This is a genomic window from Natrinema sp. 1APR25-10V2 (genome assembly GCF_031626495.1).
GTDB lineage: Archaea > Halobacteriota > Halobacteria > Halobacteriales > Natrialbaceae > Natrinema.
Map to the genome: position 1 here is coordinate 317,580 of NZ_JAMQOJ010000004.1, position 24,917 is coordinate 342,496.

General features: G+C 61.1%; 21 protein-coding genes. 5 read left to right on the forward strand and 16 right to left on the reverse strand.

Features of this window, described 5'->3' with window-relative positions:
• Positions 1 to 60: 60 nt before the first annotated feature.
• Positions 61 to 2,553 (reverse strand): dihydropteroate synthase, encoded by a 2,493-nt coding sequence (gene folP, locus NDO75_RS14570; RefSeq protein WP_310907226.1) that lies wholly within the window; start codon positions 2,551 to 2,553, stop codon positions 61 to 63.
• Between the two features lie 272 nt (positions 2,554 to 2,825).
• Between folP and NDO75_RS14575 the strand changes: the two genes are divergently transcribed.
• On the forward strand, positions 2,826 to 4,544 hold the full coding sequence (locus NDO75_RS14575; RefSeq protein WP_310907227.1) for a formate--tetrahydrofolate ligase: 1,719 nt from the start codon (positions 2,826 to 2,828) through the stop codon (positions 4,542 to 4,544).
• A 264-nt stretch (positions 4,545 to 4,808) separates the two neighbouring features.
• On the opposite strand, the gene NDO75_RS14580 is transcribed toward NDO75_RS14575, so the two are convergent.
• The 4 genes from NDO75_RS14580 to NDO75_RS14595 all read right to left on the reverse strand — a co-directional run bounded on the left by NDO75_RS14580 (position 4,809) and on the right by NDO75_RS14595 (position 8,950).
• A complete protein-coding gene (locus NDO75_RS14580) occupies positions 4,809 to 5,189 on the reverse strand; it encodes a Rid family detoxifying hydrolase (protein WP_310907229.1) in 381 nt (126 codons plus the stop codon).
• A gap of 113 nt (positions 5,190 to 5,302) precedes the next feature.
• Positions 5,303 to 7,135, reverse strand: a complete 1,833-nt coding sequence (locus NDO75_RS14585) for a BCCT family transporter (protein ID WP_310907230.1) — start codon at positions 7,133 to 7,135, stop codon at positions 5,303 to 5,305.
• Positions 7,136 to 7,266: 131 nt separating this feature from the next.
• Entirely contained in the window at positions 7,267 to 7,638 is a 372-nt protein-coding gene (locus NDO75_RS14590) for a GRAM domain-containing protein (protein WP_310907231.1), read from the reverse strand.
• Between the two features lie 70 nt (positions 7,639 to 7,708).
• Positions 7,709 to 8,950: an NAD-binding protein gene (locus NDO75_RS14595; protein WP_310907232.1), complete on the reverse strand. Its 1,242-nt coding sequence runs from the start codon at positions 8,948 to 8,950 to the stop codon at positions 7,709 to 7,711.
• 313 nt (positions 8,951 to 9,263) lie between these two features.
• Here NDO75_RS14595 and NDO75_RS14600 point away from each other — a divergent pair, with 313 nt between their 5' ends.
• Positions 9,264 to 9,704 carry a universal stress protein gene (locus NDO75_RS14600; protein WP_310907233.1) on the forward strand — a complete coding sequence of 147 codons (441 nt, stop codon included), beginning with the start codon at positions 9,264 to 9,266 and terminating at the stop codon, positions 9,702 to 9,704.
• 169 nt (positions 9,705 to 9,873) lie between these two features.
• On the opposite strand, the gene NDO75_RS14605 is transcribed toward NDO75_RS14600, so the two are convergent.
• The 5 genes from NDO75_RS14605 to NDO75_RS14625 form a co-directional block, all read right to left on the reverse strand.
• Positions 9,874 to 10,026: a hypothetical protein gene (locus NDO75_RS14605; RefSeq protein ID WP_310907234.1), complete on the reverse strand. Its 153-nt coding sequence runs from the start codon at positions 10,024 to 10,026 to the stop codon at positions 9,874 to 9,876.
• Between the two features lie 107 nt (positions 10,027 to 10,133).
• Positions 10,134 to 10,592, reverse strand: a complete 459-nt coding sequence (locus NDO75_RS14610) for a hypothetical protein (protein ID WP_310907235.1) — start codon at positions 10,590 to 10,592, stop codon at positions 10,134 to 10,136.
• 298 nt (positions 10,593 to 10,890) lie between these two features.
• Complete coding sequence (locus NDO75_RS14615) at positions 10,891 to 12,648, reverse strand: BCCT family transporter (protein WP_310907237.1); 1,758 nt, start codon at positions 12,646 to 12,648, stop codon at positions 10,891 to 10,893.
• A 263-nt stretch (positions 12,649 to 12,911) separates the two neighbouring features.
• Positions 12,912 to 14,183 (reverse strand): threonine ammonia-lyase, encoded by a 1,272-nt coding sequence (gene ilvA / locus NDO75_RS14620; RefSeq protein WP_310907238.1) that lies wholly within the window; start codon positions 14,181 to 14,183, stop codon positions 12,912 to 12,914.
• 136 nt (positions 14,184 to 14,319) lie between these two features.
• Entirely contained in the window at positions 14,320 to 15,213 is an 894-nt protein-coding gene (locus NDO75_RS14625) for a bifunctional methylenetetrahydrofolate dehydrogenase/methenyltetrahydrofolate cyclohydrolase (protein ID WP_310907239.1), read from the reverse strand.
• Positions 15,214 to 15,569: 356 nt separating this feature from the next.
• Here NDO75_RS14625 and NDO75_RS14630 point away from each other — a divergent pair, with 356 nt between their 5' ends.
• Together NDO75_RS14630 and NDO75_RS14635 are read left to right on the forward strand one after the other, a co-directional pair.
• The gene (locus NDO75_RS14630) at positions 15,570 to 16,946 is read left to right on the forward strand and encodes an aminomethyl transferase family protein (protein ID WP_310907240.1); all 1,377 of its coding nucleotides are present in this window, start codon (positions 15,570 to 15,572) and stop codon (positions 16,944 to 16,946) included.
• Between the two features lie 109 nt (positions 16,947 to 17,055).
• Positions 17,056 to 17,988 (forward strand): methylenetetrahydrofolate reductase, encoded by a 933-nt coding sequence (locus NDO75_RS14635; RefSeq protein ID WP_310907539.1) that lies wholly within the window; start codon positions 17,056 to 17,058, stop codon positions 17,986 to 17,988.
• A 43-nt stretch (positions 17,989 to 18,031) separates the two neighbouring features.
• On the opposite strand, the gene epsC is transcribed toward NDO75_RS14635, so the two are convergent.
• Both epsC and NDO75_RS14645 read right to left on the reverse strand, forming a co-directional pair.
• Positions 18,032 to 18,907 (reverse strand): serine O-acetyltransferase EpsC, encoded by an 876-nt coding sequence (gene epsC, locus NDO75_RS14640; RefSeq protein ID WP_310907242.1) that lies wholly within the window; start codon positions 18,905 to 18,907, stop codon positions 18,032 to 18,034.
• 287 nt (positions 18,908 to 19,194) lie between these two features.
• Positions 19,195 to 19,431, reverse strand: a complete 237-nt coding sequence (locus tag NDO75_RS14645) for a hypothetical protein (RefSeq protein WP_310907243.1) — start codon at positions 19,429 to 19,431, stop codon at positions 19,195 to 19,197.
• A gap of 180 nt (positions 19,432 to 19,611) precedes the next feature.
• Between NDO75_RS14645 and NDO75_RS14650 the strand changes: the two genes are divergently transcribed.
• The gene (locus tag NDO75_RS14650) at positions 19,612 to 20,556 is read left to right on the forward strand and encodes a tetrahydrofolate dehydrogenase/cyclohydrolase catalytic domain-containing protein (RefSeq protein WP_310907245.1); all 945 of its coding nucleotides are present in this window, start codon (positions 19,612 to 19,614) and stop codon (positions 20,554 to 20,556) included.
• A 348-nt stretch (positions 20,557 to 20,904) separates the two neighbouring features.
• Here the strand turns inward: NDO75_RS14650 and NDO75_RS14655 are convergent, their stop codons facing one another.
• The 4 genes from NDO75_RS14655 to NDO75_RS14670 all read right to left on the reverse strand — a co-directional run bounded on the left by NDO75_RS14655 (position 20,905) and on the right by NDO75_RS14670 (position 24,879).
• Positions 20,905 to 21,339, reverse strand: a complete 435-nt coding sequence (locus tag NDO75_RS14655; RefSeq protein ID WP_310907246.1) for an ester cyclase — start codon at positions 21,337 to 21,339, stop codon at positions 20,905 to 20,907.
• Between the two features lie 899 nt (positions 21,340 to 22,238).
• Positions 22,239 to 22,892: a helix-turn-helix domain-containing protein gene (locus NDO75_RS14660; RefSeq protein WP_310907247.1), complete on the reverse strand. Its 654-nt coding sequence runs from the start codon at positions 22,890 to 22,892 to the stop codon at positions 22,239 to 22,241.
• A 42-nt stretch (positions 22,893 to 22,934) separates the two neighbouring features.
• On the reverse strand, positions 22,935 to 23,699 hold the full coding sequence (locus NDO75_RS14665; protein WP_310907248.1) for a helix-turn-helix domain-containing protein: 765 nt from the start codon (positions 23,697 to 23,699) through the stop codon (positions 22,935 to 22,937).
• A gap of 193 nt (positions 23,700 to 23,892) precedes the next feature.
• A complete protein-coding gene (locus NDO75_RS14670) occupies positions 23,893 to 24,879 on the reverse strand; it encodes a hypothetical protein (protein WP_310907249.1) in 987 nt (328 codons plus the stop codon).
• Positions 24,880 to 24,917: the final 38 nt, after the last annotated feature.

Sequence of the window (24,917 nt, forward strand, 5' to 3'; positions counted from 1 at the left end):
CCTGGTCAAAACCGGGTGCGACGAACAACCGGAGTATCAGGTCGGGTCACCGGTCGCGGATTACCGGTCGGCCGTCGTGCGTTCGGCGGTTGCGATCGCGGCAGCGTTCGGGGCGACGTCGTGGACGCGAACGAGGTCGACGCCACGCTCGGCCGCGAGCGCCGTCGCGGCCACGGTCGGCGCGAGTCGATCGTCGTCGCGACGCGTGACGCGATCGAACATCGACTTGTGGGAGTGGCCGATCATAATCGACGTCCCCAGGCCTTGAAACTCCGCGATCCGATCGATCAACTCGAAGCTCTCGGCGGCGGTCGTCCCGAAGCCGAGTCCGGGATCGAGAACCAGCTGCGATCGATCGATACCCGCACGCTCGGCGAGGAGAACGCGCTCGGTTACTTCCTCCAGCACATCGTCGACCACGTCGTCGTAGCTGTGCCGTCGGTCGGGATCGACCGGCGCGGAGTGACTGTGCATGAGAACGGCCGGCACCTCGCGTTCGGCGACGATGCGCCGCATCGCCGCGTCCGTGAGCCCGGTAACGTCGTTTACCATGTCTGCTCCCGCGTCGAGGGCCGCCTCGGCGACCGTCGGTTTACGCGTGTCGATCGAGAGCATCGTCCCGAGGTCGCCGAGCCTCTCTATGACCGGCAGGACGCGTTCACGTTCCGTCACGGCAGAGACCGACTCGCCCCCCGGTCGAGTCGACTCACCGCCCACGTCTATCACGTCCGCCCCTGCCGCGACCATCTCCTCGGCCCGAGCGACAGCGTCTTCGACCGCATCGTACTCGCCGCCGTCGTGGAACGAATCCGGCGTCACGTTCAAAATCCCCATCACCGCCGTCTCGTCGGTCCACGGATATTCGCCGCTCGAGCCGTCGGCCCCGATCCCGACCGTGTCGGTCAACTGTTCGGCGAGACGACGGCCGCCGACCGACCGCCCGCGCAGTTTCGACGTCAGTATCTTGAACTGATCGACCGTTCCAGCGAGGACGACCTCGAGGCGTTGGTCCGTCGCCTCGATGCCGGAGACCGCACAGGTTCCACCCAGCGACTCCATCAGCGAGCGCAACTCGGCAGCCACGTCGTGGCGGACGTGAAACCGTAACGTCCGGTGCGAGATCCGATCCACACGATCTCGGGTAACCGAGGGTGGGACGTCGGCTCGCCCCATGACGGCTCGAGCTCGTTCCGTGGTCGGGGTCCGGACCGATCGTACCGTCTGCGTCCACCAGTCACGGGCTTCGCCGACGACGGACAGTGACCCGGTCACGAGCACACAGTCCGACGGGTTGGCCCTGCGGATCGCTCGATCGAGTGCCACGAGCACCGACCCCGACTGGTCGATCACTGCGCTCGTCTCGCGATCGAACGTCGCCGCGAGGACGTCGGTTCCCTGGGCGCGGTCGACGTCCGCCTCGGCGAGATAGACTCGGTCCGGGTCCGGGAGCGATCGACACATCTCGACGAGGTCCTTCTCGCGCAACGAACCGAATACGAGGTAGAGGTCGTCGTAGTCGAACCGCTCGAGGAGCGTCGCGAGCTTCCCGCACGCGTCGGGATTGTGAGCGCCGTCGAGAACCGTGAGCGGCGCGTCGTTCATCACCTCGAACCGACCGGGCCAGCGGACGTTCCGAATTCCGGCCGCGATGGCGGACTCGGACGGATCGGCGACCTGCTTGGCGAGTGTGGCAGCGATTCCCGCATTGATCGCCTGGTGTGAGCCGAGCAAAGGCGTCCGACTCTCGACCTGCCAGTCCGGTCCGACGAGCGAGACCGACGACGATACCGTCGAGACCGTTCGCGTCTCGTTTACCCGTACGTCGGCGTCCGAGCGCCGGCCAGCGCTCGAACGTCTGTCGGCGCTCGCGGCGTCCGCGTCGGACGCATGGTCGTCCCCATCGACGGTTCCGACCGTCACGACGTCCGTCTCCGCCCGAATCGTGTCTAGCGCTGCACCCGTTGCACCGGTCACCAGCGGCGCACCCGCTGGAGCGACCTGTGCTTTGTCGCGTGCGATTTCCTCGACCGTCGAACCGAGAATGTCGGTGTGCTCGAGACTGACGGTAGTGACCGCAGCGGCCGCGGGATCGACCACGCTCGTCGCGTCGTAACGGCCGCCGATGCCGACCTCGAGAACGGCAACGTCAACGTCCTCGCAGCCGAAGTGCCAGAGGGCCATTGCGGTGATCACTTCGAAGAACGTCGGTGCGGCCCCCGCCACGGACCGATCGACGATGTGAGGCCAGACGGTTTCGACGAACCGCACCACCTCGCGTTTCGGTATCTTCCGACCCTGGACGGTGATACGCTCGCGCCGGTCGTTCAGGTCGGGCGAGGTATAACAGCCGACCGTGAGCCCCGTCTCTCGAAGGATTCGATCGAGTATGCGGGCCGTACTCCCTTTACCGTTCGAGCCTGCGATCTGGACGGCGACGAGATCCTCGTGGGGATCGTCCAGGTCGGCAAGCATCGCGGCGGTCGCGTCCGTCCCCATCTCGGGCCGGAGCCGCCGAAGCCGTTCTAGCCTGTTGACGGCCTCGTGATACTCCATGTGGTGGTGGTTCACACGGCCGCCAATAAAGCTCCTGTCGAGGGATTCTAAACCACAGATAGTAGTCTGTTTCACATGTCCTGCCGTCATCGAGCCACGGCGTGACGATCGCTCTCGGTACCTGCGATGGTTCGATGACCTGCCGGAGTCCGTGGGGCCTCGAATCGAGGGGCCAGTAAACGCCCCGGGTCGAGCGACGGCAGAAAACACGTCGTATCCGGAAACCGATGGGTGTGTTAACACTTATACAGCGCTCACGAAAACGTCCCTGTATGGCATCCACACACGAGGACGAACAGTCGATACCGACCGATTACGAGATTGCACAGTCAGTCGACACGAAACACATCGCCGACGTCGTCGAACCGTTCGGGCTCAGGCGGGACGATCTGGAGCTGGTCGGCGAACAGAAGGCGAAGGTCAAACTCGAGGCGATCGAGCGGATCCAGCAGGAACGGAAGGCCGACGGGAAGCTCGTCCTCGTCACGGGGATGACGCCGACGCCGCTCGGGGAGGGCAAGACGGTAACGACGGTCGGGCTCGGACAGGCGTTCAATCAGATCGACAAGGAAGCCCTCGTCGCGATCCGGGAACCGTCGCTTGGCCCTGTCTTCGGGGTCAAAGGCGGAGCTGCGGGTGGTGGCTACTCTCAGGTACTCCCGATGGAGGATATCAATCTCCACTTTACCGGAGACCTTCACGCGCTCACGTCGGCACACAACCTCATCGCGACGATGCTCGACAACCACATCAAACACGGGAACGAACTCGATGTCGAGGTCAACTGGGTCAACTGGCCGCGGGCGATCGACATGAACGATCGCGTCCTCCGCGAGACGGTGATCGGTCTCGGCGACATCGTGACCGGTCTTCCCCGCGAGGACGGGTTCATCCTGACGGCGGCCTCCGAACTGATGGCCGTCCTCTGTCTCGCCGATGGCATCGACGACCTCAAGGAGCGCCTCGCCCGCATCATCGTGGCGTACGATACGGACGGCGATCCGATCACCGTCGACGATATCGACGCGACAGGTGGTGCTGCGATCTTGTTGAAAGACGCGTTGAAACCCAACGTCGTCCAGACGATCGAGGGAACGCCAGCCTTCGTCCACGGCGGTCCGTTCGCGAACATCGCCCACGGGACCAATTCGCTGATCGCCGACGAGGTCGCTGCCCATCTCTCGGAGTATCTCATTACGGAAGCCGGCTTCGGCTCCGATCTGGGCGCCGAGAAGTTCATGAACATCGTCTGCCGGTTCGGTGAGATGGAGCCCGACGCGGTCACGCTCGTCGCGTCCGTCCGGGCGCTGAAGTACCACGGCCAGGAGATGTGGCCGCCCGACCTCGACGAACTCGAGGCCGAGGACGTCGACGCGGTCCGTGGGGGGTTCGAGAATCTCGACAAACACGTCGAAAACCTCCGGAAATTCGGCGTCCCAGTCGTCGTCGCACTCAACCGTTTCCCGGGTGATACCGACGCGGAGGTACAGGCGGTCATCGACCACTGCGAGGATGATCTCGGCGTCAGCGTCGCCGAATCGAACGTCTTCAGTGACGGTGGCGAGGGCGGAATCGAACTCGCCGAGGAACTGGTCGCTGCTGCGGAGTCCGAGTCGACGTTCGAACCGCTTTACGATCTCGACGTCCCGATCAAGGAGAAGATCGAAACCATCGCGACGGAGATTTACGGGGCCGACGGCGTCGAATACCACAGCGACGCCGAAGACGACATCGAGCGGCTCACCGGACACGGCTTCGACGACGTTCCGATCTGTATGTCGAAGACGTTCCATTCGCTCAGTGACGAGGCGAGTCGGAAGGGCGCACCCGAGGGCTGGACGCTCGAAATAAACGAGGTCTATCCCTCGGCCGGCGCCGGATTCCTCGTGGCGCTCACCGCCGACGTCCTCACGCTGCCCGGCCTTCCCGCCGAACCGGCCGCCGCTGGTATGGACCTCCACTCCGACGGGAGCGTTTCAGGGCTCTTCTAACGCGTACAGCGTCGTTCCGCTATCCCTCTGCTCTCGGTCGTACTTTGATCGTTCCGACCTGCCACAGTGCCATAAGACCGTCCGGCGCTCGCAGTCACATCTCTCGGTCCGACAGGTCTCTCGGGACCGTTCGTATCTATACTCCCGAAGCCCATCCCATTCACGTTCACTCACCACCAGCTAGCGTTCCGGAGCGATACACTGTAGGGCCACTGACGGCTACGCCGTCGGTATCCATACCTGGGGTTCTCACCGCACACCGCGTCATTCGAGCGTTGCTACGACCTCGATCTCGACGGCGGCCCCTTTCGGAACCGAACCGACCTCGATCGCGCTGCGAGCCGGTGGCGATGTTTCGAAGAATTCGGCGTACGCCTCGTTCATTTCGTCGAAATCGGAGATATCGTCGAGGTACACCGTTACCTTCAGGATGTCCGCCATTTCCAGATCTTCCGCCGCGAGGATTGCCGCGACGTTCTCCAGACACTGGCGCGTCTGGACGGCGACGGGTCCCTCGTCACGGACGTCTCCCTCGAGAGTCAACGGAAGTTGGCCCGCCGTGAACAGGAGGTCGCCGTTCGTCGTTGCCTGGCTGTACGCCCCGACCGCTGCGGGAGCATCGTCAGTGCTAACGAGTCGTTTCATCCCCTCAAAAAATCGAGGGGGACGATAATATAGGTATCGACGGCGACGGTGGCCAGAGCGTCCCGATCACGACGATCAAAACCGATTTCAGTTCGTCAGCGGTCCAGCACCCCTCACTTACCCCAATCGTGTGGCTCGAGAAACGACCGGAACTTGTCGAGCAGTGAGTCGTGCCCCCGTTCGTTGTCGCGAAACCAGCTAGCGAGCCCCCCGACCGCGATGATGGCGACGAGCGCGAACGGTCCGCCCGCTAACACTGCCGTCGCTTGAAGGACCTCGGCGCTTCCCGTCACCAGCACCGAAACGGCGACCACTCCCTGGAAGAGTCCCCAGAACACGATCGCACCGGTCGTCGGGGTACGGTCGCGTTTCGTCGCTAACACGGACACCACGAGCGTCGACGTGTCGGCTGACGTGGTCATGAACACGATGATCAGCGCCAGAAACAGGAACATCAGCAACTGGCTGATCGGAAACGCTTCGAACAACGGGAACCCTGCGACCGCCTCGGATCCGCCGTAGGCGTCGATCGACGCGAGGATGTCCGCGCTGCCGGTGTGCTGGACGTGAAGCGCTGTCGAACCCAACAGGAGAAACCACACCATCGTCGCGGCGGACGTCGCGACGAATCCCGTGAGTACGACCGTTCGAATCCGCCGACCCCGCGAGAGGGCCGCGAGGAACAGTCCGGCGAAGGGTGCCCACGAGAACCACCACGCCCAGTTCCAGATCGTCCAGTCGGCGACCCACGGGTCGCCGACGTACACGCTCATTGCGAGGAACTGTTCGACGTACGACCCGACCGCGTTCGATCCGCGCTCGAGGACGACCGGCTGCGGGGCAACGCTGAACAGCAAGATCGCGAACAGGCCGAACAGAACGATGTTCACGGCAGCGAGGCGTCGAATACCGCGATGAACGCCGCTCTGGGCCGACATGACGAACACGAACGCGAGTCCAGCGACGAACACCACCGAGCCAACCGTATCGAACGGCACGCCCCACTGGTAGGTAATTCCCGTGAGGAACTGCTGACTCACCAGCGCGATCGAGGTTGCAACCCCACCGATCGTCGCGAAAATCGCCAGCAGGTCGACGAGTTGGCACCACCTGGAATCGAGATTGTCGGCGCCGAGAAACGGCGTCAGGATCGAGGAAACCCGCAACGGTGCGCCCTGCTGGTAGACGAAGTATGCGATCGGGACCCCGACGACGATGTACGCGCTCCAGGCGGTAAAGCCCCAGTGAAACAGTGAATACGTGAGGGCAGCGGTGATGGCCGCTTCGGATTGGGGTTCGACAGCGAAAAACGGCGGTGGCGTTCGGTAGTGAAACAGTGCCTCCGCTGGCCCCCAGAACACGATGCCAGCGGCGATCCCGGCGGTGAAGACCATCGTGAAGTAGACCGGATACGTGTAGGTCGGCTCGGCGTCCTGACCGCCCAACGTGATGTCTCCCCAGGGTCCGACGAGCAAGTACAGGCAGAACGCGACCGACAGCAACGTCGCTGCGGCGAACAGCCACCCGAGATTCGTGGTCACTACCTCCCGGGCCGCCGTGACGGTGGCGATCGTCTGCGACGGGACGAGCAGTTGACCGACGAAGAACAGAACGAACACCGCGACCGGAATACCGAACGTGAGTCGCTCCTGTCGGGAGAGGAACGCACTGACCGACTCGGTCACCTCGAACTGTCGAACCCGCAGGAAAGAGACGCCGTGTTGCTCCTCGTCGACGTCGCTTTCGGTCGGTAACACCGCGAGGTACGTCAGCCCGGAACCGAAAAATACCAGCGAAAGGACGAGCCATCCCTGGCCCGTTATCTGTTCGCTGACGAATTCGGGAAAGAAAAACCCCGAAACGACGACGGTGCCCGATAGCACACAGAGCGGAATCAGTAGCTTTTGAAGCACCCGTTCGGTGGTGCTACTCCCGTGCAATCCCATATCGCTAGATTGTTTCCGGACCTTCATTAATGCCGTTGCAGTCGGGTCGGTCGAACCTGTAGAAATCGCCGCCGGCAGCGACGGCGACGCTATGGTTCCGGCTCGAACCGGTCTCGTGAACTGGCCCTCGATCAGGCTACGAGCATCGCAATCTCTTCGATCGCGTCGTCGAGATCGCTGACGACGAACGATTCGCGGGTGCTGTCGGTCAGTTCGACGTGAAGTTTTGCTGGAGAATCGTCGTGCTCCGATTCGGCCGGTTCCGCCCGTGGCTCCGCGTCGGTCACGCGCTCGATGTCCTCGAGGTCGATCCACATCGGCTCCCCGCCGAGAGCGGAATCCAGAAGGTGTGGACTGAACAGTAACCGCTGATCGGTGAGATACAGCTTCCCGCCGAGCGGGCGCGCACCTGAGCGCATGTAATTAGCGTAGAACGCTCCGATCAGTTCCTCTCCGGATCGGAACTCCTGACTCGTGACCCACCAGCTACCGATGTCGCCCATGCATGCTAGTAGTTCGCATTGTTTACACAAATAGGTTCCGTCGGCGGGTATCGATGCTTCGCTGCCCGGCTCACGACGACTCGGCGTCCGCTTCGTCGCGGTTCCCGGACTCGAATAGCGACACAGTGTTCCGTCCCTCGAGGATCGACTGGCCGAGAATCCGACCGCCGATCTCGATCAGGCTGATCACGTCGTCGGCTCCTACCTCTTCGAACTTGTCGAGGTGTTTCCGATCGTTGGCGGCGGCGACGATTCGAACCTCGGGGTTCGCCTTTCTGGCAGCGAGAATCGCGAGTACGTCCCGTGCATCGTCCCGCGTGGCGATGACGACGCCGCGCGCGTCGTCGATCTTTGCGTCGCGTAACGTCTCCACGTCCGTCGGATCGGCGGTTATGACGTTGATGTCCCTGTCGTCCAGGTCGGCCGCCCGTTCCGAGTCGGGCGTTACCACGACGACGTCGATCTCTCCCGCGAGTTCTTCGAGCACCGATTCCGTGATGTCGCTATAGCCGAGGACCAGCACGTGGTCCTCGAGCAACGTGAGTTCTGAGGCTGTCATGTCTCCGAACGCCGCCGCCATTCGTTTTTCGATCGTCGGGACCACGAGTGCCCCGATCGCGGCCGTGAAGGCACCCGTCCCGAGAAAGATGACCGAGAGGGAGAACCACTTCGCCCCGGTGCTCGCCGGCGTTATATCACCGTATCCGACGGTCGCGATAGTAACGGTGACGTAATAAAACGCGTCACCCCACGTCTCCAGTCCGATGAACTGGTCGCGAAGCGTGTACGAGCCGATGGCTCCGTACAGTACCACGCCGACGATCGACGACAGCGCTGCGATTTGGATCCCCGAGAGTTCGATTCGCTGGTCGAACGTGCGCCGGTTCACGAGGAGGAACGGAACGGTAACGAGACACAACAGTAGTAGCGGAACGTCGGTCGCTCCGAACGTCGTCAGTGGTAAGAGCGTGACGAGCGGGAGAACCAGCAGCGCCAGATACCACGCGAGACGCTTTCGTCGCCGGAGCCCGAAAACGAGTGGCACGAGAACGAACGCGAGCAGAACACTGGTGAACTGCAGGAAGGTCGGATCTCCTGGAAGTATCGCCGCGAGCGGCCCATCGAAGGTGACGTCCGACCGGCTGAGGTTCGACAAGCCGGTAACGAACGTGAGGACGGCCACAGCCCCGGTCAGAAGCACTGCTACCTTCGCTCCCGAGAGCACCTGCCAGTGGACGAGCTGGACCCTGTCCGTGTGATAGAATAGCTGCTCGAGGGCAGCATCCAGCTTCGTCTGGGGATCGCTCGACACGATACGGTAATACGTGCCGAACCCTTGTAAACGATACTCTCGGAATCGTGCCGTCGCTCGGTTCCGGTCAGGACACACGTCTCCTGCTACGGCCGTCCGCCGGTCCGAACCGTCGGGCTGCCAGTGGCTGCCTTCCAGTACGGCTACCGCCCGTGCTGCTCGAGGGTATTCTTCTCGGTACGATATCGAGCGTCCGACGGCGCGTTCGCTTTCGGTCAGTGAGACTGAATCGTTGAGCGACAGGGGGATTCGCCGGGACGGCTGCTCCAAAACTATATCATTCTGGACTGTGAATTGTGCACACGGGCCAAGCATGTACGATGACATTCTGATCCCGACGGACGGTGGCAAGCAAGCGCTGAAAGGGGCCGAACACGGTGTCGAACTCGCGGCATCGGTCGGCGCGACGATCCACGCACTATACGTGATCGAACTGCCTGGCGCCCCCCGAACGACGTACATCATGGAAGACGAGGAGCGAGTCCGAGAGGAGTACCGGGAGTACGGCGAGGAAGTCACGACGGAAGTGTGTGAGATGGCAGCCGAAGCCGGCGTCGACTGCGTCACTGCGGTCAAAACCGGTAGCGCGCACGAAGAGATCAAAGAGTACTCCGAAGAGGAGGATATCGACCTCATCGTGGTGGGAACCAGGTATCAGGGCAAGTTCGGCGCGCTGATGGGGAGCAACGCCGAGAAAGTGGTCCGGACGTCAGAGATTCCGGTGATCACGGTGCGGGTCAAAGGAACCGAGTGACGACCGATCGTCGTCCGGGGATGCCTGCGCTCGGCCGATAGCGCATCGATCGACGCCGTAACGCGAGGCATCCGCCGGGACGGACTCGCCCGGCGCAACCGCGCCGAACGGGGTGCGCCCGTCCTGCTCGTGCCCAGCGCCGGCGGGATTGCGAACGGTACGGCCCGACTCAGGCCCGCGTTTCTCTGAGATAGATCACCAGACTCAGTCCGATGAAACAGAGTCCGGCCAGCAGCAACGCTTCCACGTACATGGCTGTGAGAGCCAGCAGAAACAGCACGACGGCGAGCACCGCGAGCATCGCCGAGAGCGGTTTTGGCATGTCGAACTCGGGACGTGTGGTTCAGACAACGACGAGCGAGGTGGTATACGTTACGGCGGTCCCGAACAGCAATCCTCGGTGGACGGAGACGTCGAGGCCGCCGCAATTCAGAACGAGTGCGTAAACTCCCAGTGGTACTGACAGTGTTCGCAGTGGGCCCACTGTGGAACCTCGAAGACGTTGGGATGGCGCTTGCCGTAGTCCAAATCGGTGTGACACCGGGGACAGCGCATCGCCACTACCTCGAGGTCGCGAACCGCTTCGGGGCTGAACTCGGCGACACAGTAGGGACAATCGATCAGGTCTACGGCTCGATGCTGATCGAACTCGCCGCCACAGCGCGGACACTCGAGTACTGCGGGCGGTCGATTCGCCCACCCGGTGTCGCCGCGGATCGTCGTGGTCTGGGTTTCCGGAATCGATAGTGACTCGATCTCGCCCTCGCCCGTGAGCGAGTCGGCGATTCGACTACCGGCGCGTTTGCACGTCGCGAGACAGTCGATGACCGTCGACGTGAGTCGCTCGAGCAACGCGCTCGGTTCGGATGAGTCGTCCTCGTTTCTCATCGAATCCCGTACGCAGATACTCCGAATCACAATCGCATAAGCATACCGGCGATCGAACCACCACGACTCCTAGACCCCGTCTGAGCCGGCAATCGATATCGCTTCTCGAGTCAGGCCGTGGCGTCCGCTCCCGTCGACTCCGGCGGCACGCTGCTCGGATCGCTTGCGGCCCGACGAGGTCGCTATCGTCTCGATCGATATCGGCACGCGGGTTCACGTCGGCCACACGAATACCGACGGGACGTGGCGACTCGAGCGACGACCGTCGAGAACACGAAAGGGGGACGGAACGACGGAATCAGTCGTCGCTTGGCGACTCCCGGTCGTCTCTGTCCCTGATCTGGCGCACGGTCTCCCTGTCAGTCGTGATGATCTCGACTTCACCCTCTTCGGTCATCTGCTGGATCCGTTGCCGGAATTCGTCCGACCGGAGGATCTTGTGTTCCTCTCGCAGGCCCAGATAGACCGTGTAACACATGATCAATAGGATCATCGCGAACGGCAACCCGGTCGCGATCACGGCGGTCTGGAGCGCGAGGAGGCCACCGCCGACGAGCAACACGGCCGCGACGGCGCCCTCAGTGAGCGCCCAGAAGATACGCTGGGTTCTCGGCACGTCGTGTTTCCCGCCGGACGTCAGGTGGTCGATGACCAGCGACCCGGAGTCGGACGACGTGACGAAGAACGTCACCACGAGCAGGGTGGCGATGAGAGCCGACACGATCGCAAGCGGATAGTAGGTCAACATCTGGAACATGGCGATTTCCACGCCCTGCTCGCTGACCGTCGCGGCGAGAGAGCCACCCAGTTGGGTTTCGGCGAAGATTGCGGCCCCGCCGAACGTCGATAGCCAGACGAACGAGAACATCGCCGGGAGGATCAACACGCCGAGGACGAACTCGCGCACGGTGCGCCCCTTCGAAATCCTGGCGATGAACATCCCGACGAACGGTGACCACGCGATCCACCAGCCCCAGTAGAAGATCGTCCAGGCACCTTGCCAGCCCGCCTCTCCCGGTTGACCGGTGTACGCTTCGGTGAAGAAGGCGAGTTCGGGGAGGCTGATGAGATAGGCACCGAGGTTCTGCGTGAACCCGCTCATGACGTATAACGTCGGACCCACGAGCAGGACGAACCCGAGCAGTCCGAACATGAGGTAGAGGTTAATTTCGCTCAGGCGGCGGACTCCCTTGTCCAGTCCGGCGGCGACCGATAGGGTCGCGATAGCGGTAATTAACACGATCAGTACCACCTGTGGTACGGTACCGACCGGGACGTCGGTGCCCGCGACCTCGGTGCCGAGGAAATTCAACCCGGCGTTGATCTGTGTGACACCCAGTCCCAGCGACGTGGCGAGGCCGAACAGCGTCGCGAACACCGTTACGAGGTCGATGAAGTGTCCCGGCCATTCGTAGATCCGCTCGCCGAGCAGCGGCCAGAAGATCGACCGGAACGTCAGCGGCAGGCCGCGATTGAACGAGAAGAACGCCAGCCCGAGTCCGACGAGTCCGTAGACGGCCCACGGGTGAAATCCCCAGTGGAAGAAGGTCAAGACCATCGCTGCTTGGGCGGAATCCGGGTTATCACCGAAGAACGGACCGGCGTCGGCGAAGTGGAACATCGGTTCACCGACGCTGAAGAACATCAGCCCGATCCCCATCCCGGCACTGAACAGCATCGCCATCCAGGAGAAGTCGCTGAACTCCTTTTCGGCCTGCACGCCACCGATCCTGATGCTCCCGTATTTGCTGAACGCGAAAAACAGGATCGTGATCATGAAGATGTTGACGACCAGAATATAGAACCAGCCCATGTACGCATTGATCGTCTCGAACAGCCACTGGTAGGCCGCTTCGGCCTGGCTCCCGAGCAGAACCGTCACGGCGACGAACAGGATGATGAGCGCCAGTGAGAGCGGAAACACGACCGGATGGACGTCGAACCCCCACCTCACGATATTCGTATCTCCCGGTGCTCGATCGGACTCCGGATGGAAGAGTTCCACCTGAAGACCTTCGGACAGCTCGCCGACCTGTTCCTGCTCGTCATCAACCATACTGTCTTCCACCTCTGTCCGCGTATCGTTGTGATTCGATCATTGTAGTCGTACCAGTTGATTTCTCGCAGTTGACCGTTTGTTGTCCGTTTTCTCCTGTGTTCGATTATTCAACCGTCCCCGTCTCGATTGTCCCTGCAGACTGCTCTCGTCGAGCTAGCCGAGGCACCGTATTTGATATGGCTTATCGTACCACACATTCTACGACCATGTATGGGTATATACATTTGTTTGAGATAATTCGTGAATTACTATGGTGTAAATTAACCACCCGTCGACGATGTGTCTGCCGATGCTCGGTTCACGATCTCGACCTCGTAGCCGTGATCGGTAATCGACTCGATGATGTGCTTGGCGTGTTCCGCCCCGCTGGTCTCGACCTGAAAGATGAGGTAGGCCTCGCCGACGTCGAGGTCCTCCAGAGCACGGTCGTGACGAACGGTCTGGATGTTGGCGCTATGCTCGGCGATGACACTGGAAAGCTCCGCCATCTTCCCGGGTCGATCGTCGATGTGGACCCGCAGTCGCAAGATCTGCTCGCGATGAGTCAGCGCGTGAATGAGTATTGCACGGAGCATCGTCATGTCGAGATTCCCGCCACAGAGCAACGGTATGACGCGCTCGCCGTCGACCTCGAGTGCGTCGCTCCGGATCGCAGCGACCGCGGCGGCACCGGCTCCTTCGACCAGTTGCTTCGCCCGCTCCATCAGGACGAGCACGGCGTCGGCGATTTCGCCGTTGGTCACCGTCACGACGTCGTCGACGTGACGTTCGATGATCGACAGCGTCAGATCGGAGATCCCACCGGTTGCGATCCCGTCGGCGATCGTGTCGACGGACTCGAGCGTCTGTGGGGCGCCTTTGTCGAGGCTGTCGGCAACCGTCGCTGCCCCCGCTGCCTGCACGCCGATGATCCGCGTCTCGGGACTGAGTTCCGCGAACGCGGTCGCGATGCCACTGATCAGGCCGCCACCGCCGATCGGCACGACGACGGTATCTACCTCCGGGAAATCCTCGTACATCTCGAGACCGAGCGTCCCTTGCCCGGCGACGATCGCCGGATCGTCGAACGCGTGGACGAATTCGGCGTCCGACTCCGCTGCCAGGTCCCGTGCATAGCGAGTGGCTTCCTGGAAGTCCTGTCCGACGAGTTTGACCGTCGCGCCGTATCCGCGGGTGGCGTCTATCTTCGTTTGTGGAGCGGTCTTCGGCATGACGATCGTCGACTCGACACCGAGTTTCGTCGCGGCGAGCGCGACGCCCTGTGCGTGGTTGCCCGCGCTCGCCGCGACGACCCGGTCGAGGTCACCGTCTTCCAGACAGCGTGTAATTTTGTTGTACGCGCCGCGGGGCTTGAACGACCCCGTCCACTGGAGGTGTTCGAATTTGAGCAGGACCTTGCTGGCACCGGTCATCGCTTCGAGCGAGGTACTCCGTTCGATCGGCGTCTGCTTGACGACCGACGGATCCTCGAGTCGCTCCCGGGCGGCTTCGATATCTGCGAACGAGACGGTGACGGCATCGTCCTCGCTCATGCTGCTACCACCTCGGGAGAGCGCCTCGACCGCCGCAAACGTGACGTCTGCACGGTCGGACGTAAGCGTCTCGCCGGGTTTCGGGACCGGGAAACAGAACGCATCGGGTAGTTGTAACGAATTGGGGGCATACGTCTCACGGAAGAGTGACCGGGACGTCGGTCTGGACGCTGGCCGCTTTGACAGTGTTGTACATCAGCATCGCGATCGTCATGGGGCCGACCCCGCCGGGCACGGGCGTGATGATGTCGGCCTTCCGTTTGGCGCTCTCGAACGCGACGTCACCGACGAGTTCGTACCCCTTCTCTGTCTCCGCATCGACCCGGTTGACGCCCACGTCGATTACCGCCGCTCCCTCCCGGATCATCGATCCGTCGACGAGTTCGGGGTACCCCGCTGCTGCGATCACGATGTCCGCCCGTCGAGTCTTCTCGCCGAGGTCCGTCGTCCGGGAGTGACAGATGGTGGTCGTCGCGTTCCCACCCGGGGCCTTCTGGATGAGGAGGTTCGCCATCGGCTTCCCGACGATATCCGACCGCCCCACGACGACCGCGTCTTTCCCTTCGGTCTCGACGTCCGCCGCCTCGAGCAACTTCTGAATGCCGTGTGGCGTACAGGGTTTGTACCGGGGGTTCCCCGCAACGAGTCGGCCGACGTTTTCGGGGTGGAAGCCGTCGACGTCCTTGCTGGGATCGACCCGTCGAAGGACCGTCGCCCGGTCGACGTGATCCGGGACGGGCATCTGGACGAGAATGCCGTGAACGTCCGGGTCGTCGTTCAACGCCGTGACGGTCTCGAACAGTTCGTCGGCGGCTGCCGTCGGATCCAGTTCGTGGTGGAGTCCCTGGATACCGAGTTCGTCACACGCCCGCTGTTTCATCGAGACGTACGTCTCGCTCGCCGGGTCCTCGCTCATCAACACCGTGGCGAGCCCTGGCGTCACGCCCGCTGTCTCGAGGTCGTCGATACACTCCTGGAGGTCGTTCTGAATTCGGTTCGCCACCGCGTTGCCGTCGATGACGTGAGTCACGGAAACTCACCGCCTGGCGTAGCGTATTCGGCTGTTACGTCGCAGATCATTCTCTCTCACCGTTTCGTTTCCCTGCCGTGACTGCGTCTCCGTGCGTCTCGGCCGATACTGAAAACGGCAATGTGTGTTGTTATCAATGCACTGCATCCCCGTGTCCGCGGCGGCGATTCGACACTCGACCGGTTCGAATTCCACAAATGATAAGATACGTGTTACTTGTAGTCGTTGCACCTCACCACCGAGACCGAGATACCGTCCCTTTCGACGTCGTAACGGCCGTTTGTCGGCCGATTCGAGTCAACCAGTATGGCGGCCGTCTCCTACTTTTATGTACCGCGGTGAAGTTGTGTGTGTTAATGTCTGACAGCCAACCACCATCGACGGAGAGTCAGGATCATCCGAACTATCCGAGCGTCGATCAGTCAGATCGAACGGTTCCGAGGAACCTGCGTCAGTCCGGCGATCCAGGGATCGAGATGCTCGTTTCCACTCGTGTCCGAAAGTCACCGTTCTTCCACAAGTCGTTCGTGGAGAACGGCGCTTGGCGAGCGACAGTCTACAACCGAGTTTACCACCCGCGCGGCCTCGTCGAGCCCGAAGACGGCGGCATGATGGAAGAGTACGAGGCGCTGGTAGACCGGGTAACGTTATGGGACGTCGCAGTCGAACGACAGATCCGAGTAAAAGGGCCGGACGCCGAGGCACTCACCAACTACGTCATCACCCGCGACGCGACCGAGATCGAGCCGATGCACGGCAAGTACGTCATTCTCTGTAACGAGGACGGCGGCATCCTCAACGATCCCGTGTTGTTACGTCTGAGCGAGGACGAGTTCTGGTTCTCGATCTCGGACTCGACGCTGATGCAGTGGCTGCAAGGCGTCAACGTTGGGAAGAACTTCGACGTCGAGATCGACGAGATCGACGTCGCCCCGATGCAGATCCAGGGACCGCGATCCGTCGACGTGATGGTCGACGTTGTCGGCGAGGCGGTCGAAGAGATCCCCTATTACGGGCTGATGGAGGCCGAAATCGACGGCTGTGAGGTACTGGTGAGCCAAACCGGTTTCTCCGGCGAGAAGGGGTTCGAGATCTACGTTCGCGACGCGATGGAAAACGCCGAGGCGGTCTGGGATCCCGTCCTCGAGTCGGTCACGGACCACGGCGGGATGCAGGTCGCGCCCGCACACCACCGCCGTATCGCCGCAGGCATTCTCTCGTGGGGACAGGATATGGACCACGAGACGTCGCCGTTCCAGGTCAACCTCGCCTACCAGGTACCCGATAACAAAACGGCCGATTACGTCGGTAAAGAGGAACTCGAGCGCCAGCAGGAACAGATCGAGAACGGCGAGTACCCGTTCGTGCACAAGATGGTCGGACTCAAGTTGGCCGGCGAACCGATCCGGGACTACGCGCCGGACTTCTGGCTCATCTCGGATCCTGACACCGGCGAGAAGTGTGGCTACGTCACGTCGCCGTGGTACAATCCCGAGCTCGAGACGAACCTCGCGCTCGGGTTCGTTCCGGCGGGTAAACTCGACGGCGACGTCACCGACGTCTACGACGGCAACATCGAGACGGAGTTTCAGGTCCACTTGCCGGACGAGTACGCGGAGGAGTCCGGCGAACCAGTGTATGCGAAGGTGTCCGAAGTGCCGTTCAAACCCTCGGTGAATCCGAGCGCTCGGGAGCAGGCCAAACTCCACGCCAGAGAAGAGGCAAAGGAGTGAACTGGACCGTTGCCGTACGCCCGGTCGACGCTCGCCGTTTCCCGGGATACACGCTCGGAGAAGCAACAGTCGGCAGTGACGATCGATACATACGTGACGTTGGACCACCATAGACAACGTCGAGGCGGATCGAGTTCGGCGATGGGGCCACAGACGATCCGAGTCAAGTCAAGTCATGTCATCTGAAGTCCAGCCACCCGCGATAGCCGAGGGCGTAACGACACTCCTCTCCCGGCCACGGTTCGAGTTAATGCCCTTCGAGAGTATCGAAGAGCAACTGCGCTACCTGCCAAACGGTGCGACGGTCGCGATCACCACATCCCCGACGCTGGGCCTCGACGCGACGATCGAGTGGACGGAAACGGCGGCCGCGAACGGATACGATATCGTCCCGCATATCGCAGCCCGCTACGTTCGCGACGAGGCGCACCTCGAGGAGATCGCGCGCCGACTCACCGACGCCGGCGTCACCGATATCTTCGTTCCGGGCGGCGATCGCGACGAACCGGCTGGCGAGTTCGACTCGGCGTACGGGCTCCTCTCGTCCCTCGACGAACTCGACTACACGTTCGAAGACGTGGGGATCACCGGTTATCCCGAAGGCCACGACTTCCTCGACGAGCAGACGCTGGCCGACTCTATGGCGAAAAAAGTCCCGTACGCGACGTACATCGTGACGCAACTCTGTTACGACCCCGACGCCATTATCGACTGGCTCGAGACGGTCCGTGATCGGGGGGTCGAGCTACCGGTGGAGGTCGGCATTCCGGGCGTGATGAAGTACCAGCGGTTACTGAGTATCTCCAAGAAGGTCGGTGTCGGCGATTCGATCCGTTTCCTCCAGAAGACCAGCGGCATTCTCGGATTTGTCCGCCAGATCGTCGGCTCACGCGGGAAGTACACCCCAGACGAACTCATCGAGGGGCTTGCGCCGTATGCCAACGATCCCTATTACAACATCCGGAGCGTTCACATCTACGCGTTCAACCAGGTTCCAGACCTCGAGTCGTGGCGACGGGACGTGCTGGCGCAGTACCAGTAGCCGTCGAATCGATTGGAGACACCCTCCGCGGTTTCCGACCACCTCAGTTGCGCGATTCCTCGCTCCGCTTCCGCTCCTGGTCCGGGTGTTCGGAGACGAACACCTTCGTGTGATCGGGAATCTCGGTCGTGACCCACGAGTTCGCGCCGATACTCACGTGATCGCCGACGGTGATGGGTCCGAGCACCTTCGTTCCGGCACCGATCACGACGTGGTCACCGATGTTCGGATGGCGCTTGTAGTCCTTCTTCAGCATTCGTTCCTCGTCTTCCTCTTCCTCGAAGTGGAGGGCTCCGAGCGTGACGTCCTGGTACAGTCGGACCCAATCGCCGATCGTTGTCGTCTCGCCGATAACCACGCCAGTCCCGTGGTCGATAAAGAAGTACTCGCTTATTTCAGCCCCCGGATGGATATCGATCCCAGTCACCGTCTTCACGTGTTCGGTGAGTTCTCTGGCGTACTCGGGATGGCCTGCCTCGTAGAGGCTGTGTGCCACGCGCTGCATCATGATAGCGTGAAACCCGGGATACGACCGGATCACCTCCAGATAGCTCTTCGCGGCAGGATCGCCCTTGTACGCGGCCTCGACATCTTTTTTTAGCGCTTGCCGCAACTCCGGGAGCTGATTTAGGACGCTATCGACCGTTTTGGACGGATCGGCGCCCGTATACGGGTGAATCCCTGTACAAAAGAGCACTCCGAGTTCGGTCAGCAGATCCCGTATCGCCGATTCGTCCTCGAGCAGTGAATCGGCGTTCCAGCATCTGGGAAACAGCAATTGTTTGAGCACCTCTCTCTCCTTTCGTCGGTGGTCGATCGAGGGAAAATTCATCGATGCGTCCGTCGGGAAGGGGTCCGTATCCGCTTCGTAGGCCTCCCGAAGTTGTCGAATCGCGTCGCCGGTGTAGGTGTACTCCATAGTTCGGATCTTCGAGCGCGATACACATAGCTCTCCATCTTCGCGTCGCTCTCCCGATATGCCGACTCGATCGCTCGATCAGGCGACATCCGTGCTGGAGTCCTATCGGGAACGTCGTGAAGTCGTCCCGAACCCTGGAAACGGCTGGTCGCTTCTGCAGTAGGGCCTGTTCATGTGCGATAGAACGGTCTTCGCTGAACCGAGGGCGCTACGCCCTCGTCCTCGACGAGCGAGCAACGGGAGCGAAGTGGGACGGGGATCCAGCGCCTGCACGAGCGAGAACGTATTTACTTCTCGTTCCGGACGACCACTCTATAACCGCCACGTCGACGGAAGAGCGTGCGGAGAGCCCGCTCGACGCGGCCGGGTTCGGACGATGGACGTGGCATCGCCGGCATATAGAATTCGGGGTAGGACTGTCCGTCGTCGGTACGCTGCTCGGCGGCGCGCTTTTGTGCTTGTTCGGGGTAGGACTGTCCATCGTCGGTGCGCTGCTCGGCGGCGTACTTTTGTGTTTGCTTCATAAGAGAAGTTGGGTCCCAGAGCGATTAAAAATTCCGGTCCGGGGCCCCGACGAATATAATTAAAAACAATCAATGTTATATGATGGCACGGGAACGAGACACGATGATCCGCTGCGGACGACTTATGACCGCAAACGAACGCGACGAATGGTATAAACCGATTGCTTCCGAAATGACACCATGTCGTCGGAACTGCTCCTCGGCGACCCGGTCGCGATGAACATCCGCAACGAGGTGAGCGATCGGGTACGCCAGTTGCGCGGTCAGGGTCTCGTTCCGACGCTCGGGACGGTGCTGATGAGCGGCGATCCGGCCGACAAGCGTTTCATGGACCTGAAACACGCCGCCTGTGACGACGTCGGCCTCGCGACGCAAGATATCCGTCTCGATCCTGCTGCGCCTCCAAAGCGTCTGCATCGGGCAGTAGACCGTCTGTGTGCCGATCCGGAAGTCCACGCCGTATTCGTCCAGGTCCCGCTCCCCGACCACGTGGCGATAACCGACATCAGACAGCGTCTCGAGCCACGGAAGGACGTGGACTGTTTTCACCCTCGGAACCTCGGGCGACTCGTCGCCGGCGACCCGGTCTTCGTCCCGGCGACGCCTGCCGCGGTTTGCCGCTTGCTCACGGCTTACGATATCACGGTCGAGGGGCGGGATGTCGTTCTCGTCGGCCGGTCGGACGTTATCGGGAAGCCCCTGGCGAACCTCCTGCTTCAGGATACACCACGGGGGAACGCCACTGTCACTGTCTGTCACTCCGGGACACCCGACCTCGCGTCGGCGACTCGACGCGCGGACATCGTTGTGACCAGTTGCGGCGTTCCGGAACTCGTCGACGGCTCGATGCTCTCGTCCGGCGTCGTGGTCGTCGACGTGAGTTCGAATCACCGTCCTGTAACCGCGACGGGCAAGGCGCAGGACGGTTCGGGCGACCGGTCCTCCCCCGATTCTGTCGATGGAACCGCTACCGACGTGGTCGGCGATGTCGAATTCGAAAGCGCGAAACAGAAAGCGAGCGCGATCACGCCCGTTCCCGGCGGCGTCGGTCCGGTCACGCTCGCAATGTTGGTCCGGAACGTCGTTCACGCCGCCGAACGCCGAGTTGCGGATGGGATTCTGTAACCGTGGTCACTCGATAGCGTCGGCACTCGCGCTCGGCTATTCTCGTAACGGGGCTGGTAGAACTGTACTCCCTGCTGTGGGAGATCACAGTGAACCTCCCCGTTCGCGATTTCGCCGTCGAAGCTGGCGCTATTCAGAGTGAGACGGTGAGTGAACTGATGGAATTTGTTCGATCTCGTCGCGGAATCGATGTTCCACTGCTATCGGTGACGAAAGCGAGAGATGCAGCCATGCACGAACCAAACCATGCCGGACAACTGGCAGGTTTCCTCCTCTCTCGACGGAACGAGAGACGAGGGATGGAACCGACGTGACCGATACGGCGGCCGTCTCCCTCGAGTAGGGCCGCTAAATTCGGAGATGAGCGGGCGGATCGACGACTTCGAGCCGCTCGAGCAGTCCGAGCCGGTCCTCTTCGAGCCAGATCTCCGTGATTCGATCGTCCTCGATCCGATACATCGCCATTCCGGTCCACTCGACCGTGTGACCGGTCGGTTCGATGTCGTGATACTCACCGGAATGTGTCCCACTGACGGTATATCGAACCACGACGGTATCGTCCTCGGCGACCACGGCTTCGGTGGAACCGGAGTAGTCCGGGAATACGTCGAAATGCGCCTGGAGAAATTCGAGGATTTCATCGACTCCCTGTAACTCTTCGTGAATTCCGTGCTCGACGACATCCTCGGCGAGGAGTTCGGAGAGCGCCTCTCGATCTCGGTCGTTGAACGCGTTCAAATAGCGCCGGACGAGATTCTTGTTCGTTTCTGCTGTCGTTGACATTGTTTCACCTGGAATTGAGCGCTCCGATCGCTGATCTCCGCTCGTCGGAACCCCGTTTACGGTACGACAGCTATATTGTTAATTGTTACCGTTGGGCATGGAGGGCCGAATTAATTCCTCGTCGGGTGATCGCTGGGAGTTGAGAAAGACGCGACATTTTCACATCTTGATAATAGTGGGCACCTAAATTCCCACACATATATTATAGTTCTGAAATTACCATTAAAATACACTACTACTATTTCTGAGTAACTTGACGCCGATCGCGTCGAATCGACGTTCACACCGAGGCGCAGAAGACGAGCCTCCGGCTCGATGACGAATCCCCACCGGGGTGCGACGCAGTTTTAGGAACTGTCAGCCGGAACTGTTCTTTTTGCGGTTAGCGCGTTCTTTATCCGCTCTACTCACTGTTCCCGACGGCGTACTACCGTAGAGACCGCACCTTCGCTACGGAAGAGATGGCACTCGAGACAGTGTGGGACCGTGATCAGCGAACAGTCGAGTGACGCTTAACAACTATAGTGAATGTGTTTCTCGAAGGTAAGTATGCGAACTGATTTGCCAAGCATCACTTCTACAATACTGGTTCGAAAACTCATACCCGGGGGATAAATATAGAAGAAATTATGTTTCGGGAGAAGTCAAATGTGATACATTCCTGAACGGCTAAGATACAGTGCAAGAATGGTAGTCAGTATCGGCACGTTCGTGTCATCGACGAGTGGTAAACGAATCCCACAGCACGTGGGGCCGCCCTGAAGGAAATGCATGGAGATCGGCTACGTGACTATACCCGTGCCGCCGTAGGTAACGGAACGAACCTGATCTCGAACGCGAGTAGTCCATACTTCAGCACTGAATCCGTACCGCGCGCTCGTGCCCGTCTGCCCGGGTGATCAGTCGGGGTCTTCGTCGACGAGCGTCTCCTCGATGAGCCGAGCGGAGCCACGCCTGAGCCGTCCACTGATTGCCGTGTGGGAAATATCGAGCAGTGACGCTAACTTCTCCATCGATATCTCACGTGGCTCGTCGTAATATCCGTGTCTGTACGCAGCGACCAGTGCCTCGATCTGAGACACCGTCAGGCCGAAGTCGAACTGGTCGTCTAACTCGTCGTTCTGCGTGAGCGCGAGCACGTCGAAGCGAATGCCCTCTTTTTTCGCGTACTCGTTGAGCTCACGCAGTGCGTCGTGTCCCTCCAGCTGTAACCGTAGCATCCACCCGTTCAGGTAGCTTTCCGACTCCAACGTGAGCCCGCCCCGTTCGGTGATCAGCGGCGTGATCAATTTCGCGTCGTCGCTGTACTCGATTCTGTACACTCGCTGGTCTTCCCCCTCGAGAATGGCGGAAAAGTCGACAACGGTGTGATCGGTCTCGAGCGCCGATTCGACGGCGTCGAAGTTCGTCGCTTCGATGCGGAAGAAGTACACGTCGTGTTGTGGGTCGGTGCCCACATCCGAGATGACGCTGATCTCTCCGTCCGGAAGAGACCGGATTGTATACGTCAGCGCGACGTCGGGATGCTCTACGTATACCTGCGTGGAGATCACGGCTGTTGCCCCCCTGGGTACGTTTCGATCACGGCGCTGTGGCTACTCATCGTTTTCGTCCGCTCGTAATTGCACGACCGGATCGGAACGGTACTCGACGGTATCTCGGTCACCGAGCCGCGATGCGTCGACCGTCGGTTCTTCGACGGCGAGTATCGTCCCGATGAGCGACTTCAGCCCGCGCTTGAGCCGCCCATTGACGGCAGATGGGGAGAGCTCGAGCGTTTCGGCCAACTCCTCGAGAGAGACCTGCCGTGGTTCCCTGAAATACCCCTGTTCGTACGCCGTAACGAGGGCCGTTCGCTGTTCTTCGGTGAGTGGATTCGATCCGATGTGAGCTACGTCGGATCGCAACTGCTGGGAGAGGTCGAGTACCTCGAAGGTGAACCCTTCCGCACGCGCGTGTTGCCAGACGTTGTTCACTCCCTCATGGTCGGAGAAGAACCACCGTTCGCGCCACCCGCGTGGAGTGCGCCGGACCGACGAACTGTGGGCGTCTACCACCAATCCTCCTTCGCTCGTGACTTCCGGCCCGAGGAGTTTCGTTTCCGGGGTAAACTGGATCTTCCACAGCCGTTGGCCATCGACCGCTGGTACCGGCGTGACGTCGTCTACCGTGTGATCGTTCTCGAGAACAGGCCGTATTATTTCGGGACTGGATTCGACGAGTCGAAAGAAGTAGACGTTCTGTCCCGGGGTCGTGCTCGTCTCCCGGACGACGCTGGCAGTGAGTTTAGGCAACGCGCTGAGCGTATCGGCGAGAGCCCCGTCCTCGTGAGCGAACCGGACCTCGGTAATAAGCGCCATTGTCAAAGCCGGTGTTAGATATGATAACGCAACCCACGCTATTAAGCAGCGGTGGTATGTTGTGTTTCAGAAGCCGGTTGCGAACACTTCCGTCGACCGCGGTACCGATTAGTCGTAGCCCACGTCCACTCCGCCAGTCGAACGCCGAGAGACGGCACCTCACTTCTCGATCGAGTCTCTGCCCCCTCAGCTGTTAAGCTTCTGTAGCCGAGACCTGGCGGAGTCGATCGAAGATCTCCTCGTGGCCGGCGTCGCGCTCGTGTTCGTCGGCGACTCGACCGACCACGAACTCGTCTATCTCCAGTCGGCGCAATAGATCGAGCGTTTCGTCCCGATCGAGCCCGAATTTCTGTTTGACCTCGTAGATCGTGTTCGCTCTCGATACCGTCTCGACGAGCGTCTCGACGGTGACGTCGTCGGGAAGACCGAGACCGTCGGTGAGAACGACTGACGAAGACTGGTCGCGTTCCCCTTCCGTTTCCGAAACCGTCTCCGATCGGTCGTCGTCAGCGTTCGACGCCGATGATTCGGCACCGGCGTCGGTCTCGGAGTCGACCTCCGCTTCGTCGTCCTCGTTACCATCGGTTCTGTACGAGTTCGGCTCGTGAATCCCGAAGTCGATCATGTATCGTCGAACCGTTTCTGCGGTGACGTCCATCTCGAGCGCCTCGCTCATTTCGGTAAACGTCTCACAGGACTCGTACACTTCTGCGAGTCGTTCCGGATCTCTGAACGGAGGAACGCTGCGGTCGCGATCGACGACTACCTCGTCGTCGGTTTCGTCGGAAACGACGACTGAAGCCGGAGTCCACTCGCTTTCCTCGGAGCCTCGCATGTCGGTCGAGTCGGCACTGAGCGTGACCGTAATCCCCACATCGGCGTCGACCGTCGCCGCCGTCGGCACCAACTCGAGATTGTGATCGAACGTCGGGACGACAGGTGCCGCCGACTCGAGAACGAGACGGAGCCGGCCGTCGGAACCGATTTCAATCTCTGCAGGCGTTAGCCCCTCCGGCTGTCGATCCGACGACGATGTCGATACGGCTAGTTCGATCTCGGCAGTCGATTCGGATTTCGAATCCCCACACTCGACGAGTTCGACGTTGTGTACGGTGGCCCCCTCCTCTTCCCACTCTGCGAGAAAACGGCCCAGGTTCCGAATATTGCTACCGACACCCATGACACATGGTATCGCACAATAACACATGGAAACCCCCG

Excerpts from the sequence above, each read along its gene's own strand:
- folP (WP_310907226.1), bottom strand. The coding sequence starts at position 2,553 with ATGGAGTATCACGAGGCCGTCAACAGGCTAGAACGGCTTCGGCGGCTC.
- NDO75_RS14575 (WP_310907227.1), top strand. The coding sequence starts at position 2,826 with ATGGCATCCACACACGAGGACGAACAGTCGATACCGACCGATTACGAG.
- NDO75_RS14580 (WP_310907229.1), bottom strand. The coding sequence starts at position 5,189 with ATGAAACGACTCGTTAGCACTGACGATGCTCCCGCAGCGGTCGGGGCG.
- NDO75_RS14585 (WP_310907230.1), bottom strand. The coding sequence starts at position 7,135 with ATGGGATTGCACGGGAGTAGCACCACCGAACGGGTGCTTCAAAAGCTA.
- NDO75_RS14590 (WP_310907231.1), bottom strand. The coding sequence starts at position 7,638 with ATGGGCGACATCGGTAGCTGGTGGGTCACGAGTCAGGAGTTCCGATCC.
- NDO75_RS14600 (WP_310907233.1), top strand. The coding sequence starts at position 9,264 with ATGTACGATGACATTCTGATCCCGACGGACGGTGGCAAGCAAGCGCTG.
- NDO75_RS14605 (WP_310907234.1), bottom strand. The coding sequence starts at position 10,026 with ATGCCAAAACCGCTCTCGGCGATGCTCGCGGTGCTCGCCGTCGTGCTG.
- NDO75_RS14610 (WP_310907235.1), bottom strand. The coding sequence starts at position 10,592 with ATGAGAAACGAGGACGACTCATCCGAACCGAGCGCGTTGCTCGAGCGA.
- NDO75_RS14615 (WP_310907237.1), bottom strand. The coding sequence starts at position 12,648 with ATGGTTGATGACGAGCAGGAACAGGTCGGCGAGCTGTCCGAAGGTCTT.
- ilvA (WP_310907238.1), bottom strand. The coding sequence starts at position 14,183 with ATGAGCGAGGACGATGCCGTCACCGTCTCGTTCGCAGATATCGAAGCC.
- NDO75_RS14630 (WP_310907240.1), top strand. The coding sequence starts at position 15,570 with ATGTCTGACAGCCAACCACCATCGACGGAGAGTCAGGATCATCCGAAC.
- epsC (WP_310907242.1), bottom strand. The coding sequence starts at position 18,907 with ATGGAGTACACCTACACCGGCGACGCGATTCGACAACTTCGGGAGGCC.
- NDO75_RS14645 (WP_310907243.1), bottom strand. The coding sequence starts at position 19,431 with ATGAAGCAAACACAAAAGTACGCCGCCGAGCAGCGCACCGACGATGGA.
- NDO75_RS14650 (WP_310907245.1), top strand. The coding sequence starts at position 19,612 with ATGTCGTCGGAACTGCTCCTCGGCGACCCGGTCGCGATGAACATCCGC.
- NDO75_RS14655 (WP_310907246.1), bottom strand. The coding sequence starts at position 21,339 with ATGTCAACGACAGCAGAAACGAACAAGAATCTCGTCCGGCGCTATTTG.
- NDO75_RS14665 (WP_310907248.1), bottom strand. The coding sequence starts at position 23,699 with ATGGCGCTTATTACCGAGGTCCGGTTCGCTCACGAGGACGGGGCTCTC.
- NDO75_RS14670 (WP_310907249.1), bottom strand. The coding sequence starts at position 24,879 with ATGGGTGTCGGTAGCAATATTCGGAACCTGGGCCGTTTTCTCGCAGAG.